Genomic DNA, 19,085 nt, shown 5'->3' with positions numbered 1-19,085 from the left:
GCCGGCAGCGGCGACCCGTAGTATCTGGCCATCTTGGATAACTCCCTGAAACGGAACCAACATGGCCAACTCCTCTCCCGCAGTCGTCAACGAAATCTCCGGTCGCGCGTGGATTCGCAATAGCGACGGTTCCCTGACCGAACTGCATCAAGGCAGCAAAGTCCCCGCCGGCAGCGACATCGTCACTGCCTCGGGCGCCACGGTTTCGCTTCAGGTCGAAAACGGCATGCCGATCGTCATCGGCGAAGGCCGCGAAGTCGCAGTCAACGGCGACATGACCGGCCCGCTGGCCGATCCCACCGAAGCGGCGGTCGCACCGCCCTCGGGCACCGATTCCGACCGCCTGCTGGCTGCCCTGCAAGCCGGCCGCGACCCGTTCGATGAGTTGGATCCCACGGCCGCGGTCGTGGCCGGCGGCGGCGAAGCCGGCGGCAGCAGCTTCGTGCGCCTGGCCCGCATCCTGGAAACCACCAGCCCGCTGGACCTGGCCTACCCGAATCCGGCGCGCGGCGACGACACGCTGCCGCGCGTGTCGGGCGCGGGGCTTACCGGCGATGACGGCGACGCCGCCGTACCCGTTCCGGGCAACACGCCCCCGAACGCCCTGAACGACGCAGTCTCCACCCGCCAAGACGATTCGATCCGCGGGAACCTGCTCTCGAACGACGCGGACGCCGATGGCGACGCACTGACGCTGGTGTCCGTCAACGGCCGTCCGATGACCGGCGCCGGACTGACCGTGCCCGGCTCGAACGGCGGGTCGTTCACGGTATTTCCTGACGGCTCGTACGTTTTCAATCCCAACGGCGAGTACAAGGGCCTGGGCGAAGGTGAAACGGCGACCTCGACCATTTCCTACACGATTACCGACCCGTCGGGCGCCACCTCGACCGCAACGGTCGCCGTCACCATCGTCGGCGTGCTCGATGTGCCCACGATCGCCGTGTCGGATGCCGGCGTGATCAACGAAGGCGGCACCGCCACGTTCAACATCACCTTGGGCAACACGGTCGACCTGGACCGTGAAACGACCATCACGCTCAAGGTCGGTGGTCAGGTCGAGCCCCAGGATGTCGGCGTGCCTGTCGTCACCATCGGCGGCGTAGCCGTGGCCGTGACTGCCAATGCAGACGGCACGTACAGCTTCAAGCTGCCCGCCGGCGTCACGAACGGCATCGTGGTGACGTTGCCCACGACTGACGACAACACTTTCGAGGGCCGCGAGACCCTGACGCTGGAGGCCACGCTGAGCGGCCAGGCCGCCAACGGCGCCCAGTTGCCCACCGGCATCTCCGACACCGGCAACGCCACGATTGTCGATACCGACAGCACCGATCCGACCAACCCGAACCCGGGCGCCGACGTGCCGGCCCTGACCGTCTCGGACGCGGGCGAAGTCAACGAAGGCAGCGACGCCGTCTTCAACGTCGCCCTGACCAAGTCGGTCGATGCCGACACCACCCTGACGTTCACGCTGGGCGGTCAGATCGAAGCCGGCGACGTGGGTACCCCCACCGTCATGATCGGCGGCCGGCCTGCCACCGTCACGGCAAACGCCGATGGCTCCTACAGCGTCACCGTGCCGGCTGGCACGACCGGCGGCATCGTCGTCACCGTGCCGACGACCGACGATTCCGTGTTCGAAGGCCGTGAGCAACTGACCCTGAATGCCACGCTCTCGGGCAATACCGCCAGCGGCGTCGCGCTGCCGGGCAACATCTCCGACTCGGGCAGCGCCGTCATCGTTGACGACCGCGGTCCTGGCGCCGATGTGCCGGGCCTGAACGTCTCCGACGCAGGCGATGTCAACGAAGGCAGCAACGCCGTTTTCAATGTGGCGCTGACCAAGCCCGTCGACGCCGACACCACCCTGACGTTTACGCTGGGTGGTCAGATCGAAGCCGGTGACATCGGCACCCCCACCGTCATGATTGGCGGCAAGGCCGTCACCGTCACGGCCAATGCAGATGGCTCCTACAGCATCACCGTGCCGGCTGGCACGACCGGCGGCATCGTCGTCACCGTCCCGACCACCGACGACTCGGTGTTTGAAGGCCGTGAGCAACTGACGCTGGACGCCACGCTCTCGGGCAATACCGCCAGCGGTGTCGCCCTGCCGGGCAACATCACCGACTCCGGCAGCGCGACGATCGTCGATACCGAAAGCACCGATCCGTCCAACCCGAACCCGGGCGCGGATGTCCCGGCCCTGACCGTCTCGGATGCCGGCGACGTCAACGAAGGCAGCGACGCTGTATTCAACGTCGCCCTTTCCAAGCCCGTCGACGCCGACACCACCCTGACGTTCACGCTGGGCGGTCAAATTGAAGCCGGCGACGTCGGCACCCCCACCGTGATGATTGGCGGCAAGCCCGCCACCGTCACGGCCAACGCCGATGGCTCCTTCAGCGTCACCGTGCCGGCAGGCACGACCGGCGGCATCGTCGTCACCGTCCCGACCACCGACGATTCGGTGTTCGAAGGCCGCGAACAGCTGACGCTGGACGCCACGCTGACGGGCAATACCGCCAGCGGCGTTGCGCTGCCTGGCAACATCACCGACTCCGGCAGCGCCGTCATCGTTGACAACCAAGGCGAAGGCGCCGACGTGCCTGCCCTCACCGTCTCGGACGCCGGCGACGTCAACGAAGGCAGCAACGCGGTCTTCAACGTCGCGCTGACCAAGCCGGTTGATGCCGACACCACGCTGACGTTCACGCTGGGCGGGCAAATTGAAGCGGGCGACGTGGGTACCCCCACCGTCATGATTGGCGGCAAGCCCGCCACCGTCACGGCCAATCCGGACGGCACGTACAGCGTTACGGTTCCTGCCGGCACCACCGGCGGCATCGTTGTCACCGTTCCCACCACCGACGACGCGGTGTTTGAAGGCCGCGAACAGCTGACGCTGGACGCCACGCTGTCGGGCACTACCGCCAGCGGCGTCGCCCTGCCTGGCAACATCACCGACTCCGGCAGCGCCGTCATCGTTGACAACCAAGGCGAAGGCGCCGACGTGCCTGCCCTCACCGTCTCGGACGCAGGCGACGTCAACGAAGGCAGCAACGCGGTCTTCAATGTCGCGCTGACCAAGGCCGTCGACGCCGATACCACGCTGACGTTCACGCTGGGCGGGCAAATCGAAGCCGGCGACATCGGTGTCCCCACCGTCATGATCGGCAACAAACCCGCCGTCGTGACTGCCAATGCCGATGGCTCCTACAGCATCACCGTGCCGGCTGGCACGACCGGCGGCATCGTTGTTACCGTTCCGACCACCGACGACGCAGTGTTCGAAGGCCGCGAACAGCTGACGCTGGACGCCACGCTGACCGGCAACTCGGCCAGCGGCGTCGCCCTGCCTGGCAACATCACCGATTCCGGTAGCGCCACCATTGTGGACACCGAAAGCACCGACCCGTCCAACCCGAATCCGGGCGCCGATGTGCCGGCCCTGTCCGTCTCGGATGCCGGCGACGTCAACGAAGGCAGCAACGCCGTCTTCAATGTCGCGCTGACCAAGCCGGTCGATGCCGACACCACGCTCACCTTCAAGCTGGGCGGCCAGATCGAAGCGGACGACGTGGGTGCGCCCACCGTCATGATCGGCGGCAAGCCCGCCACCGTCACGGCCAACGCCGATGGCACGTTCAGCGTCACCGTGCCGGCTGGCACCACGGGCGGCATCGTCGTCACGGTCCCGACCACCGATGACTCGGTCTTCGAAGGCCGCGAACAGCTGACGCTGGACGCCACCCTCTCGGGCAATACCGCCAGCGGTGTCGCCCTTCCTGGCAATATCACCGATTCCGGTAGCGCGACGATCGTCGATACCGAAAGCACCGACCCGTCCAACCCGAACCCGGGCGCCGATGTACCGGCCCTGACCGTCTCGGATGCCGGCGACGTCAACGAAGGCAGCAACGCCGTCTTCAATGTCGCACTGACCAAGGCTGTCGACGCTGATACCACGCTGACGTTCACGCTGGGAGGTCAGATCGAAGCCGGTGACGTGGGTGCGCCCACCGTCATGATCGGCGGCAAGCCCGCCACCGTTACGGCCAATCCGGACGGCACGTACAGCGTTACGGTGCCTGCCGGCACGACCGGCGGCATTGTCGTCACCGTCCCGACCACCGATGATTCGGTGTTTGAAGGCCGTGAACAGCTGACGCTCGACGCCACGCTGACCGGCAACTCGGCCAGCGGCGTCGCCCTGCCTGGCAACATCACCGACTCCGGAAACGCCGTCATCGTTGACGACCATGGCTCGGGCGCGGATGTGCCGGTCCTCTCCGTCTCGGATGCCGGTGACGTCAACGAAGGCAGCAACGCCGTCTTCAACGTCGCGCTGTCCAAGGCCGTCGACGCTGACACCACGTTGACGTTCACGCTGGGTGGCCAGATTGAAACTGGCGACGTGGGCACGCCCACCGTCATGATCGGCGGCAAGCCCGCCGTCGTGACTGCGAATGCCGATGGCTCCTACAGCATCACCGTGCCCGCTGGCACGACCGGCGGAATCGTCGTCACCGTCCCGACCACCGATGATTCGGTGTTTGAAGGCCGCGAACAACTGACGCTGGACGCCACGCTGACCGGCAGCTCGGCCAGCGGCATTGCCCTGCCGGGCAATATCACCGACTCGGGCAGCGCCGTTATCGTTGACGATCACGGTCCGGGCGCTGACGTGCCCGCACTCACCGTCTCGGATGCGGGCGACGTCAACGAAGGCAGCAATGCCACCTTCAACGTCGCGCTGTCCAAGCCCGTCGACGCCGACACCACCCTGACGTTCACGCTGGGTGGCCAGATCGAAGACGGCGACATCGGCACCCCCACCGTGATGATTGGCGGCAAGCCCGCCACGGTCACGGCCAATGCCGATGGCTCCTTCAGCGTCACCGTGCCGGCAGGCACGACCGGCGGCATCGTTGTCACGGTCCCGACCACCGACGACTCGGTGTTTGAAGGCCGCGAACAGCTGACGCTGGACGCCACGCTGACCGGCAACTCGGCCAGCGGCGTCGCCCTGCCTGGCAACATCACCGATTCCGGTAGCGCCACCATTGTGGACACCGAAAGCACCGACCCGTCCAACCCGAACCCGGGCGCCGACGTGCCCGCGCTGACCGTCTCGGATGCCGGCGACGTCAACGAAGGCAGCGAGGCTGTCTTCAACGTCGCGCTGTCCAAGCCGGTCGATGCCGACACCACCCTGACGTTCACGCTGGGCGGCCAGATCGAAGCCGGCGACGTGGGTACCCCCACCGTGATGATCGGCGGCAAGCCCGCCACGGTCACGGCCAATCCGGACGGTACCTACAGCGTCACCGTGCCTGCCGGTACGACTGGCGGCATCGTTGTCACGGTCCCGACCACCGACGACTCGGTCTTCGAAGGCCGCGAACAGCTGACGCTGGACGCCACCCTCTCGGGCAATACCGCTAGCGGTGTCGCGCTGCCGGGCAACATCACCGATTCCGGCAGCGCCGTCATCGTTGACGATCATGGCTCTGGCGCTGATGTGCCGGCCCTGACCGTCTCGGATGCGGGCGATGTCAATGAAGGCAGCAACGCCGTCTTCAATGTCGCGCTGACCAAGGCCGTCGACGCTGATACCACGCTGACGTTCACGCTGGGTGGTCAGATCGAAGCCGGTGACGTGGGTGCGCCCACCGTCATGATCGGCGGCAAGCCCGCCACGGTCACGGCCAACGCCGATGGCTCCTTCAGCGTCACCGTGCCTGCTGGCACGACCGGCGGCATCGTCGTCACGGTCCCGACCACCGACGACTCGGTGTTCGAAGGCCGTGAACAGCTGACGCTGGACGCCACGCTGACCGGCAGCTCGGCCAGCGGCGTCGCCCTGCCGGGCAACATCACCGACTCCGGCAGCGCCGTCATCGTTGACGACCACGGTTCGGGTGCGGATGTGCCGTCCCTGAGCGTCTCGGACGCCGGCGACGTCAACGAAGGCAGTGAGGCTGTCTTCAACGTCGCGCTGTCCAAGCCTGTTGATGCCGACACCACCCTGACGTTCACGCTCGGTGGCCAGATCGAAGCCGGCGACGTGGGTGCGCCCACCGTCATGATCGGCGGCAAGCCCGCGACCGTCACGGCCAATCCGGACGGTACCTACAGCGTCACCGTCCCTGCCGGTACGACTGGCGGCATCGTTGTCACAGTCCCGACCACCGACGACTCGGTGTTCGAAGGCCGTGAACAACTGACGCTGGACGCCACGCTGACCGGCAGCTCGGCCAGCGGCGTCGCGCTGCCGGGCAACATCACCGACTCCGGCAGCGCCGTCATCGTTGACGACCACGGTTCGGGTGCGGATGTGCCGTCCCTGAGCGTCTCGGACGCCGGCGACGTCAACGAAGGCAGCGAGGCTGTCTTCAACGTCGCGCTGTCCAAGCCTGTTGATGCCGACACCACCCTGACGTTCACGCTGGGCGGCCAGATCGAAGCCGGCGACGTGGGTGCGCCCACCGTCATGATCGGTGGCAAGCCCGCCACCGTCACGGCCAATCCGGACGGTACCTACAGCGTCACCGTCCCTGCCGGTACGACTGGCGGCATCGTTGTCACAGTCCCGACCACCGACGACTCGGTGTTCGAAGGCCGTGAACAACTGACGCTGGACGCCACGCTGACCGGCAGCTCGGCCAGCGGCGTCGCCCTGCCGGGCAACATCACCGACTCCGGCAGCGCCGTCATCGTTGACGACCACGGCTCGGGTGCGGATGTGCCGGTCCTTTCCGTCTCGGATGCCGGTGACGTCAACGAAGGCACCGAAGCCGTCTTCAACGTCGCGCTGTCCAAGCCTGTTGATGCCGACACCACCCTCACGTTCACCCTGGGCGGCCAGATCGAAGCCGGCGACGTGGGTGCGCCCACCGTCATGATCGGTGGCAAGCCCGCCACCGTCACGGCGAACGCCGATGGCACTTTCAGCGTCACCGTGCCTGCTGGCACCACGGGCGGCATCGTCGTCACGGTTCCGACCACCGATGACGCGGTGTTCGAAGGCCGCGAACAGCTGACGCTGGACGCTACGCTGACCGGCAGCTCGGCCAGCGGCGTCGCCCTGCCGGGCAACATCACCGATTCCGGCAGCGCCACGATTGTCGATACCGAAAGCACCGACCCGTCGAACCCGAACCCGGGCGCCGACGTGCCCGCGCTGACGGTCTCGGATGCCGGCGACGTCAACGAAGGCAGCAATGCCACCTTCAACGTCGCCCTGTCCAAGGCGGTTGATGCCGACACCACCCTGACGTTCACGCTCGGTGGCCAGATCGAAGCCGGCGACGTGGGCGCCCCCGCCGTCATGATCGGCGGCAAGCCTGCCGTCGTGACCGTGAATGCCGATGGCTCCTACAGCGTCACCGTGCCTGCCGGCACGACCGGCGGCATCGTCGTCACCGTCCCGACCACCGATGACTCGGTCTTCGAAGGCCGTGAACAGCTGACGCTGGACGCCACGCTGACCGGCAGCTCGGCCAGCGGCGTCGCCCTGCCGGGCAACATCACCGACTCAGGCAGCGCCGTTATCGTTGACGACCACGGTTCGGGTGCGGATGTGCCGTCCCTGAGCGTCTCGGACGCCGGCGACGTCAACGAAGGCAGTGAGGCTGTCTTCAACGTCGCGCTGTCCAAGCCGGTCGACGCTGATACCACGCTGACGTTCACGCTGGGTGGTCAGATCGAAGCCGGTGACGTGGGTGCGCCCACCGTCATGATCGGTGGCAAGCCCGCCACCGTCACGGCTAACGCCGATGGCACTTTCAGCGTCACCGTGCCCGCTGGCACCACGGGCGGCATCGTCGTCACGGTTCCGACCACCGATGACTCGGTCTTCGAAGGCCGTGAACAACTGACGCTGGACGCCACGTTGACCGGCAGCTCGGCCAGCGGCGTCGCCCTGCCGGGCAACATCACCGACTCCGGCAGCGCCGTCATCGTTGACGACCACGGTTCGGGTGCGGATGTGCCGTCCCTGAGCGTCTCGGACGCCGGCGACGTCAACGAAGGCAGTGAGGCTGTCTTCAACGTCGCGCTGTCCAAGCCTGTTGATGCCGACACCACCCTGACGTTCACGCTCGGTGGCCAGATCGAAGCCGGCGACGTGGGCGCCCCCGCCGTCATGATCGGCGGCAAGCCTGCCGTCGTGACCGTGAATGCCGATGGCTCCTACAGCGTCACCGTGCCTGCCGGCACGACCGGCGGCATCGTCGTCACCGTCCCGACCACCGATGACTCGGTCTTCGAAGGCCGTGAACAACTGACGCTGGACGCCACGCTGACCGGCAGCTCGGCCAGCGGCGTCGCCCTGCCGGGCAACATCACCGACTCCGGCAGCGCCGTCATCGTTGACGACCACGGCTCGGGTGCGGATGTGCCGGTCCTTTCCGTCTCGGATGCCGGTGACGTCAACGAAGGCACCGAAGCCGTCTTCAACGTCGCGCTGTCCAAGCCTGTTGATGCCGACACCACCCTCACGTTCACCCTGGGCGGCCAGATCGAAGCCGGCGACGTGGGTGCGCCCACCGTCATGATCGGTGGCAAGCCTGCCACCGTCACGGCGAACGCCGATGGCACTTTCAGCGTCACCGTGCCTGCTGGCACCACCGGCGGCATCGTCGTCACCGTCCCGACCACCGATGATTCGGTGTTTGAAGGCCGTGAACAACTGACCCTGGACGCCACGCTGACCGGCAGCTCGGCCAGCGGCATCGCGCTGCCGGGCAACATCACCGACTCCGGCAGCGCCGTTATCGTTGACGATCACGGCTCGGGCGCGGATGTTCCGGTCCTCTCCGTCTCGGACGCCGGCGACGTCAACGAAGGCAGCGAAGCCGTCTTCAACGTCGCGCTGTCCAAGCCGGTTGATGCCGACACCACCCTCACGTTCACGCTGGGTGGCCAGATCGAAGCTGGCGACGTGGGTGCCCCCACCGTCATGATCGGCGGCAAGCCTGCCGTCGTGACCGCGAATGCCGATGGCTCCTACAGCATCACCGTGCCGGCTGGCACGACCGGTGGCATCGTCGTCACCGTCCCGACCACTGACGACACCGTCTTTGAAGGCCGCGAACAACTGACGCTGGACGCGACGCTGACCGGCAATTCGGCCAGCGGCATCGCGCTGCCGGGCAACATCACCGACTCCGGTAGCGCCACGATTGTCGATACCGAAAGCACCGATCCGTCCAACCCGAACCCGGGCGCGGACGTGCCGGCCCTGACCGTCTCGGATGCCGGCGACGTCAACGAAGGCAGCAACGCCGTCTTCAATGTCGCGCTGACCAAGGCCGTCGACGCTGACACCACGCTCACCTTCAAGCTCGGTGGCGAAATCGAAGCCGGCGATGTGGGTACCCCCACGGTCATGATCGGCGGCAAGCCTGCCACCGTCACTGCCAACGCCGATGGCTCGTACAGCATCACCGTGCCGGCTGGCACGACCGGCGGCATCGTCGTCACGGTTCCGACCACCGACGACACCGTCTTTGAAGGCCGCGAACAGCTGACGCTGGACGCCACGCTCTCGGGCACTACCGCCAGCGGCGTCGCCTTGCCGGGCAACATCACCGACTCCGGTAGCGCGACGATTGTCGATACCGAAAGCACCGATCCGTCCAACCCGAATCCGGGCGCGGACGTGCCGGCCCTGACCGTCTCGGATGCGGGCGACGTCAACGAAGGCAGCAACGCCGTCTTCAATGTCGCGCTGACCAAGGCTGTCGACGCCGACACCACGCTCACCTTCAAACTCGGCGGCGAAATCGAAGCCGGTGACGTGGGCGCTCCCACGGTCATGATCGGCGGCAAGCCCGCCACGGTCACGGCCAACGCCGATGGCACTTTCAGCGTCACCGTGCCTGCTGGCACGACGGGCGGCATCGTTGTCACGGTCCCGACCACCGACGACACGGTCTTCGAAGGCCGTGAACAGCTGACGCTGGACGCCACGCTGACCGGCAACTCGGCCAGCGGCGTTGCGCTGCCTGGCAATATCACCGACTCCGGTAGCGCGACGATCGTCGATACCGAAAGCACCGACCCGTCCAACCCGAACCCGGGCGCCGACGTGCCCGCGCTCACCGTCTCCGATGCCGGCGACGTCAACGAAGGCAGCAACGCCGTCTTCAATGTTGCCCTGACCAAGGCCGTCGATGCCGACACCACCCTCACCTTCAAGCTGGGTGGCGAAATCGAAACCGGCGATGTGGGTGCGCCCACCGTCATGATTGGCGGCAAGCCTGCGACGGTCACCGCCAATGCTGACGGCTCGTTCAGCATCACGGTGCCTGCTGGCACGACCGGTGGCATTGTCGTCACCGTCCCGACCACCGACGACGCCGTCTTCGAAGGCCGCGAACAGCTGACCCTGGAAGCCACGCTTTCGGGCACCACCGACAGCGGTGTCGCCCTGCCGGGCAACATCACCGACTCCGGCAGCGCCGTCATCGTTGACGACAGCGGTCCGGGCGCGGATGTGCCGGCCCTGACCGTCTCGGACGCAGGCGATGTCAACGAAGGCAGCGACGCGGTCTTCAACGTCGCGCTGACCAAGCCGATTGATGCCAACACGACGCTGACGTTCACGCTGGGCGGTCAGATCGAAGCCGGCGACGTGGGCACCCCCACGGTCATGATCGGCGGCAAGGCCGTCACGGTCACGGCGAACGCCGATGGCTCGTACAGCGTCACCGTGCCGGCCGGCACCACCGGCGGCATCGTCGTCACCGTCCCGACCACCGACGACACCGTCTTCGAGGGACGCGAGCAGCTGACGCTGGACGCCACGCTCTCGGGCACTACCGCCAGCGGCGTCGCCTTGCCGGGCAACATCACCGACTCGGGCAGCGCCACGATCGTCGATACCGAAAGCACCGATCCATCGAACCCGAACCCGGGCGCTGACGTGCCCGCACTCACCGTCTCGGATGCCGGCGACGTCAACGAAGGCAGCAATGCCGTCTTCAACGTGGCCCTGACCAAGGCCGTCGATGCCGACACCACGCTGACATTCAAGCTGGGTGGCGAAATCGAAGCCGGCGATGTGGGCACCCCCTCCGTCATGATCGGCGGCAAGGCCGCCACGGTCACGGCCAACGCCGATGGCACTTTCAGCATCACCGTGCCGGCTGGCACGACCGGCGGCATCGTCGTCACCGTCCCGACCACCGACGATTCGGTGTTTGAAGGCCGTGAACAGCTGACGCTGGACGCCACGCTGACGGGCAACTCCGCCAGCGGCGTCGCCTTGCCTGGCAACATCACCGACTCCGGTAGCGCCACCATTGTCGATACCGAAAGCACCGATCCGTCCAACCCGAACCCGGGCGCCGACGTGCCGGCCCTGACTGTCTCGGACGCAGGCGACGTTAACGAAGGCAGCAACGCCGTCTTCAACGTGGCTCTGACCAAGTCCGTCGATGCCGACACCACGCTCACCTTCAAGCTGGGTGGCGAAATCGAAGCCGGCGATGTGGGTACCCCCACGGTCATGATCGGCGGCAAGCCTGCCACGGTCACGGCCAATGCCGATGGCACTTTCAGCATCACCGTGCCGGCTGGCACCACGGGCGGCATCGTCGTCACGGTTCCGACCACCGACGACACCGTCTTCGAAGGCCGCGAACAGCTGACGCTGGAAGCCACGCTCTCGGGCAATACCGCCAGCGGCGTCGCCTTGCCTGGCAATATCACCGACTCCGGTAGCGCCACCATTGTCGATACCGAAAGCACCGACCCGTCCAACCCGAATCCGGGCGCCGATGTGCCGGCCCTGTCCGTCTCGGATGCAGGCGACGTCAACGAAGGCAGCAACGCCGTCTTCAATGTCGCCCTGACCAAGGCTGTCGACGCCGACACCACGCTCACCTTCAAGCTCGGTGGCGAAATCGAAGCCGGCGATGTGGGTACGCCCACGGTCATGATCGGCGGCAAGCCCGCCACGGTCACGGCCAACGCCGATGGCTCGTACAGCATCACCGTGCCGGCTGGCACGACCGGCGGCATCGTCGTCACCGTTCCGACCACCGACGACACCGTCTTTGAAGGCCGCGAACAGCTGACGCTGGAAGCCACGCTCTCGGGCAATACCGCCAGCGGCGTTGCGCTGCCTGGCAACATCACCGACTCCGGTAGCGCGACGATTGTCGATACCGAAAGCACCGATCCGTCCAACCCGAACCCGGGCGCCGATGTCCCGGCCCTGACCGTCTCGGACGCAGGCGACGTCAATGAAGGCAGCAACGCCGTCTTCAACGTGGCCCTGACCAAGGCCGTCGATGCCGACACTACGCTCACCTTCAAGCTCGGCGGTCAGATCGAAGCCGGCGACGTGGGTGCACCCACCGTCATGATCGGCGGCAAGCCCGCCACCGTCACGGCCAATGCCGATGGCTCCTTCAGCATCACGGTGCCTGCTGGCACGACCAGCGGCATCGTTGTCACCGTCCCGACCACCGACGACTCGGTGTTCGAAGGCCGTGAACAGCTGACGCTGGACGCCACGCTCTCGGGCAATTCCGCCAGCGGTGTCGCTCTGCCTGGCAACATCACCGACTCGGGCAGCGCCGTCATTGTTGACGACCGCGGTCCGGGCGCCGACGTGCCCGCCCTCACCGTTTCCGATGCGGGCGATGTCAACGAAGGCAGCAGCGCCGTCTTCAATGTCGCGCTGACCAAGCCGGTCGATGCCAATACCACCCTGACGTTCACGCTGGGCGGTCAGATCGAAGCCGGCGACGTGGGCACTCCCACGGTCATGATCGGCGGCAAGGCCGTCACCGTCACGGCCAACGCCGATGGCTCCTTCAGCGTCACCGTGCCGGCTGGCACGACCGGCGGCATCGTCGTTACCGTTCCGACCACCGACGACGCCGTCTTCGAAGGCCGCGAACAGCTGACCCTGGATGCCACGCTGACGGGCAACTCCGCCAGCGGCGTCGCGCTGCCGGGCAATATCACCGATTCGGGCAGCGCCACGATCATCGATACCAACAGCACCGATCCGTCCAACCCGAACCCGGGCGCCGATGTGCCGGCCCTGACCGTCTCGGATGCCGGCGATGTGAACGAGGGCGGCAACGCCGTCTTCAATGTCGCGCTGTCCAAGGCGGTTGACGCCGACACCAAGCTGACCTTCAAGCTGGGTGGCGAGATCGAAGCCGGCGACGTGGGTGCGCCCACCGTCATGATCGGCGGCAAGGCCGTCACCGTCACGGCGAACGCCGATGGCTCGTACAGCATCACCGTGCCGGCTGGCACCACCGGCGGCATCGTCGTCACGGTCCCGACCACCGACGACTCGGTGTTCGAAGGCCGCGAACAGCTGACGCTGGACGCCACGCTCTCGGGCAACACCGCCAGCGGCGTCGCCCTGCCGGGCAACATCACGGACTCCGGCAGCGCCGTCATCGTTGACGACCGCGGTCCGGGTGCCGATATCCCGGCCCTGACCGTCTCGGATCCCGGCAACGTCAACGAAGGCAGCAACGCCGTCTTCAACGTGGCCCTGACCAAGGCCGTCGATGCCGACACCAAGCTCACCTTCAAGCTCGGTGGCGAGATCGAAACCGGCGACATCGGCACGCCCACCGTCGTGATTGGCGGCAAGGCCGTCACCGTCACGGCGAACGCCGATGGCTCCTACAGCATCACCGTGCCGGCTGGCACGACCGGCGGCATCGTCGTCACGGTCCCGACCACCGACGACTCGGTGTTCGAAGGCCGCGAACAGCTGACGCTGGACGCCACGCTCTCGGGCAACACCGCCAGCGGTGTCGCCCTGCCGGGCAACATCACCGACTCGGGCAGCGCCACGATTGTCGATACCAACAGCACCGATCCGTCCAACCCGAACCCGGGCGCCGATGTGCCGGCCCTGACCGTCTCGGATCCCGGCAACGTCAACGAAGGCAGCAACGCCGTCTTCAACGTGGCCCTGACCAAGGCCGTCGATGCCGACACCAAGCTCACCTTCAAGCTCGGTGGCGAGATCGAAACCGGCGACATCGGCACGCCCACGGTCACCATCGGTGGCAAGACCGTCGCGGTCACGGCCAACGCCGATGGCTCCTACAGCGTCACCGTGCCTGCTGGCACCACGGGCGGCATCGTCGTCACGGTTCCGACCACCGACGACTCGGTGTTCGAAGGCCGTGAACAGCTGACGCTGGACGCCACGCTCTCGGGCAACACCGCCAGCGGTGTCGCCCTGCCTGGCAACATCACCGACTCGGGCAGCGCCGTCATCGTTGACGACCGCGGTCCGGGTGCCGATATCCCGGCCCTGACCGTCTCGGATCCCGGCAACGTCAACGAAGGCAGCAACGCCGTCTTCAATGTGGCCCTGACCAAGGCCGTCGATGCCGACACCAAGCTCACCTTCAAGCTCGGTGGCGAGATCGAAACCGGCGACATCGGCACGCCCACGGTCACCATCGGTGGCAAGACCGTCGCGGTCACGGCCAACGCCGATGGCTCCTTCAGCATCAATGTGCCTGCCGGTACCACCAGCGGCATCGTCGTCACGGTTCCGACCATCAACGACACCGTCTTTGAAGGCCGCGAGCAACTGACGCTGGACGCCACGCTCTCGGGCAACACCGCCAGCGGCGTCGCCCTGCCTGGCAACATCACCGATTCCGGCAGCGCCGTCATCGTTGATGACCGCGGTCCGGGCGCCGATGTGCCGTCGCTCAATGTCTCCGACGCGGGCAACGTGACGGAAGGCAATACGGCGAGCTTCAACGTCGCCCTGAGCAAGCCGGTCGATGCCGAAACCACCCTCACCTTCACGTTGGGCGGCCAGGTCACCGCAGCCGACTACGGCAAGCCCGTCGTGACGATCGGCGGCGTGTCCGTGGCGGTAACGGCCAACGCGGACGGCTCGTACAGCGTCAAGGTTCCGTCCGGCACCACCGGTGGCATTGTGGTCCAAGTGCCCACGACCGCCGACGGCGTCTACGAAGGCACCGAAAGCATGGTTCTGAACGCCACGCTCTCCGGTCAGACCGCAAGCGGCACGGCCCTGCCGGCCGGCATCTCGGACAGCGGCAACGCTGCCATCGTGGATATCAACAAGCCGCCTGTCGTTGGCAACGCATCCGTCGCGGTGTCCGAGGAAGGCTTGACCGGTGGCATCAAGGACAGCAACGGCACGTCCGACACGACCGACTCGGCGAAGGCCAATGGCCAGTTGAGCATCACCGACGACAACAGCGGAGCCGCCTACACGATCACGCTGGTGGCGCCGGCCAATGGCAGCCTCGTCTCCGACGGCGTGCCCATCGTGTGGACCCTGTCCGACAATGGTCACACCCTGACCGGCCGTGCCGGCTCCGCCGACGCCATCATCATCAAGATCGACAACGCGGGCGCCTACACGGTGCAGATGTTGGCACCGGTGGACCATCCGGACACGACGCGTGAAGACACGGTCAGCCTGTCGGTGACCGTCAAGGTTGCTGACGGCGTCAATGCGCCGGTCACCACCAATCTGAACGTGACGATCGAAGACGATTCGCCTGTCGTGCAGCAGAACGCGCCCGTCAACGTCGAATCCGCCGGCATTCCGGACGTCTACACCGGCAAGGTGTCGTTTGCGGGCAGCTCCAGCAGCGACAACCAATGGAAGTTCACGTTCGGCAACGGCGCGGTGGAAGTCTCGGCCAAGGGGTTCACCTCGAGCAACGACCTGACGCTCATCGACGCCAAGGTCAACCAGAGCACCGCCGGGCTAGGTGTTGCGAGCACGGGATCCCCGTACCACAACATCGCGAACGAGGTTGACTACCGCGAACTGAACGGCCAAGGCGCGTCGGAAGAACTGACGATCCGCCTCACCGGCGGAAAGATCGCCTACGGCGCAACCATCGACTTTGCCGCCATGTACGGTGGCGAAGTGGAAAGCGGCGTTGCACGTTTCTATCGCGATGGCGTGTTGATCGCCGAACGCACCTTCACCTCCGACAAGAGCGGCGGCGACTACGCGGCGAACTTCCGGGTCGAGGAAGGCGGTTTCGACACGATCGTGGTGTCCGCCACGGACAACCACAAGAATTCGTCCAGCGACAACAGCGACTTCACGGTCACTGGCGTGACGTTCCTGGGCAGCCAGGATGTCCATGCCATTGCGTACGCCGACGGCAACCTGCAGTTTGCGTACGGCGCCGACGGCCCCGGCACGCTGAAGCTGACGGGCGTGGAAAGCGGCCTGACGACGCGTGATGGCGGCGCAATCAAGACCAATGTGGCTTCGAACGGCAACCTGATCCAGGGTCTGGATGCATCGGGCAATCTGGTGTTCGAGATCCGTCTGACGCCGGCCACCGGAAAGTGGGAGTTCTATCAGTACCAGCCCATGAACGGCACGGCCAACAAGCTGATCGACTTCACGTACCAGGTGACGGACGCGGACGGCGACTATGCCAACGGCCAATTCCAGGTCGGCGGTGTCGAGCCGACGGGACCGACCCTGACGATCGAAGACACCAATGCCGGCGCCCCTGGCGTCCTGAGTGTGTCCGAAGCGCAGGCCACCGGTAGCGGTTCCTTCGTGATCACCGCTGCAGCCGGACTGAAGTCGATCTCGATCGACGGCACGGGCAACGCCGATGCCACGCTGACCCTGGACCGCCTGGCGGGCCTGTCGAGCAACCCGCTCACGCTGACCACCAGCAAGGGCACGCTGACGCTCACCGGCTACGACGCGGCCACCGGCAAGGTGACCTACACGTACCAGACCAGCGGCGCGCAGCAACACACCGGCGACGACACCAACGTCCAGGACCACTTCACCGTCACGGTCGAAGACAAGTTCGGCGGCAAGGCCACGGGCGACCTGGGCGTGCTGGTTACCGACACGGCCCCGACGCTGGTTCCGATCGCCGACGGCGCCGCGCTGTCGTCACGCGGCACCAACATCATGCTGACGCTGGATACGTCCGGCAGCATGAACTACGGCAGCGGCGTCTACAGCGGCAGACGTGAGCTCTCGCGTCTGGAGGTGCTGAAGTCCTCGGTCGGCAAGCTGCTCGACCAGTACGGCGAATCTGGCGACGTGCGCGTCATGATTCTGGAGTTCAACTCGTCGGCAAGCCAGAAGGGAGGCGGCTGGATGTCGCTGGCGCAGGCCAAGACGTTTGTCGATGGCCTGAGCTACGGCGGCGGCACCAACTACGAAGCTGCGCTGAACGCTGCCATGACCGCGTGGAACAACTCTGGCACGGGCAAGCTGGAAGGCGCCTCTGTCCAGAACATTTCCTACTTCTTTACCGACGGAAACCCCGAAAACGGTCCCGTCTACGCCGCTCAACAGGCGACGTGGGAGAAGTTCCTCACGGACAACCAGATCAATTCCTACGGTATTGGTCTGGGCACCGCCGCCACCGGCACGTACATCGATCCGGTGTCCTACAACCCCAGCAAGCCGCAGGACAGCAACACGATCATCGTGAAGGACCTGAACGGTCTGGATACGGCGATTTCGGACACCATCGCGCCGCCGATCGTCGGCGACATCGCGGCGGGCGGCACGCTGGGCGCCGACCTGTCCGGTGCGCGCATCACGCAACTGGTGATCGACGGCAAGACGTATAACTACGACGTTGCGACCAACAAGGTCACGGCCAGCGCCGGCGCGACCTTCACCTTCGATTCGGCCAAGTCCGAACTGACGGTGACGACGTCGCACGGCAAGTTCACCATCGATCTGGCAGGTGAAAACCTGGGCGATTACCGCTACCAGCCGCAAACCGCCGGCACCGACACCGTCCAGTACACGGTCAGGGATGGCGACGGCGATACGGCAAGCTCCAGCCTCACGCTGACGGTCACGGCGCCGGTCCATCAAAACCCGGATGCCGTGAACGACACGGTGATCACCAACATCCTGAGTTCGCAACTGACGGTTCAGGCCGGATCGCTGCTTGCCAACGACGTGCGCGGCACGGGCGCGTTGACGGTGGGACCGCTGACGGTGAATACGGGCTGGAAGGAAAAGGGAGCTGACTTTACTGCCCGTGGCATCAAGGAGATTGCTTTCGACGGCTCCAGCAGTAAGTCCCTCACGGTCAATCGCGCTGATCTGGCCCAGATTGGCCAAAACCGCGCGCAGGTCAAGGTAGACGGCTACCTCGCTGCCATCGGCTCTTGGACCGGGAATGATCAGGATACGATCACCATCGCCCTGCTGGCCGGGGAGATTTTGACGCTGAATCACGGCTTGGGTTCAGACGCGATCCGATTGGAATACCGCCTTGCCGGAAGTTCGGGTCAGTACAAAGTGATGCAGAGCGGCGATTCGATCCCTGCCGCGTCCGCCGATACCCAGTACGAAATCCACATCGTGAACACCCCCAACGATGGATCGTGGTGGACGTCGGGTGACTCGGAACGCTACACGCTCACGATGACGGTGGACTACTCCCGGGCACCCGGTACGGACACCGTGGCCAACTCCTCGTACACGATCCACACGGCGGATGGCCATAGCGATAGCGCCAACGTGTCAGTGGCCTATCAAGCGGGCAGCACGCTGCTGGGCACCGACAAGAGCGAGATCCTGCTTGCGGGCGATGGCAACGATACGCTCAACGGCGGCAAGGGCAACGACGTGCTGGTCGGCGGCAAGGGCAACGACACCCTGATCGGTGGCGACGGTTCGGATACGTTCCGCTGGGAGTTCAACGATCAGGGCACGACGTCCAACCCCGCCGTGGACCGGATCAAGGACTTCTCCCTGGCCAAACCCGCGGACGGCGGCGATGTGCTGGACCTGAAGGACCTGCTCGTGGGCGAGAAGGACGGCAACCTGTCCAACTACCTCAACTTCAAGCAGGATCCGGCAAACTCCAACAATACGATTCTCGAGATCAACACCAAGGGCCAGATCGGCCAGGGTGCCGATCAGAAGATCGTGCTGGAGGGCGTCGATCTCACCCATGACGCCCACGGTCAGGCCGTCAGCAACCAGGCCATCATCAACGACCTGCTGCAGAAGGGGAAGCTGAACGTCGATCATCATTGATCATCGACCCGACGGGAAGGCCGGCTCCGGC

Annotated in this window: 1 protein-coding gene; it reads left to right on the top strand. The window is 66.0% G+C overall.

The genetic code is table 11. The features are described 5' to 3' along the window. Positions 1-61 precede the first annotated feature (61 nt). The gene (locus CLM73_RS09310) at positions 62-19,054 is read left to right on the top strand and encodes an Ig-like domain-containing protein (protein ID WP_105238187.1); all 18,993 of its coding nucleotides are present in this window, start codon (positions 62-64) and stop codon (positions 19,052-19,054) included. The last annotated feature ends 31 nt before the right edge of the window (positions 19,055-19,085 follow it).

The sequence above is a fragment of the Achromobacter spanius genome, from assembly GCF_002966795.1.
Classification (GTDB): Bacteria; Pseudomonadota; Gammaproteobacteria; order Burkholderiales; family Burkholderiaceae_B; genus Achromobacter; species Achromobacter spanius_D.
This window is presented reverse-complemented; position numbering and strand designations above follow the sequence as displayed.

Coding starts and splice junctions, on each gene's coding strand:
- CLM73_RS09310 (WP_105238187.1), top strand. CDS start 62: ATGGCCAACTCCTCTCCCGCAGTCGTCAACGAAATCTCCGGTCGCGCG.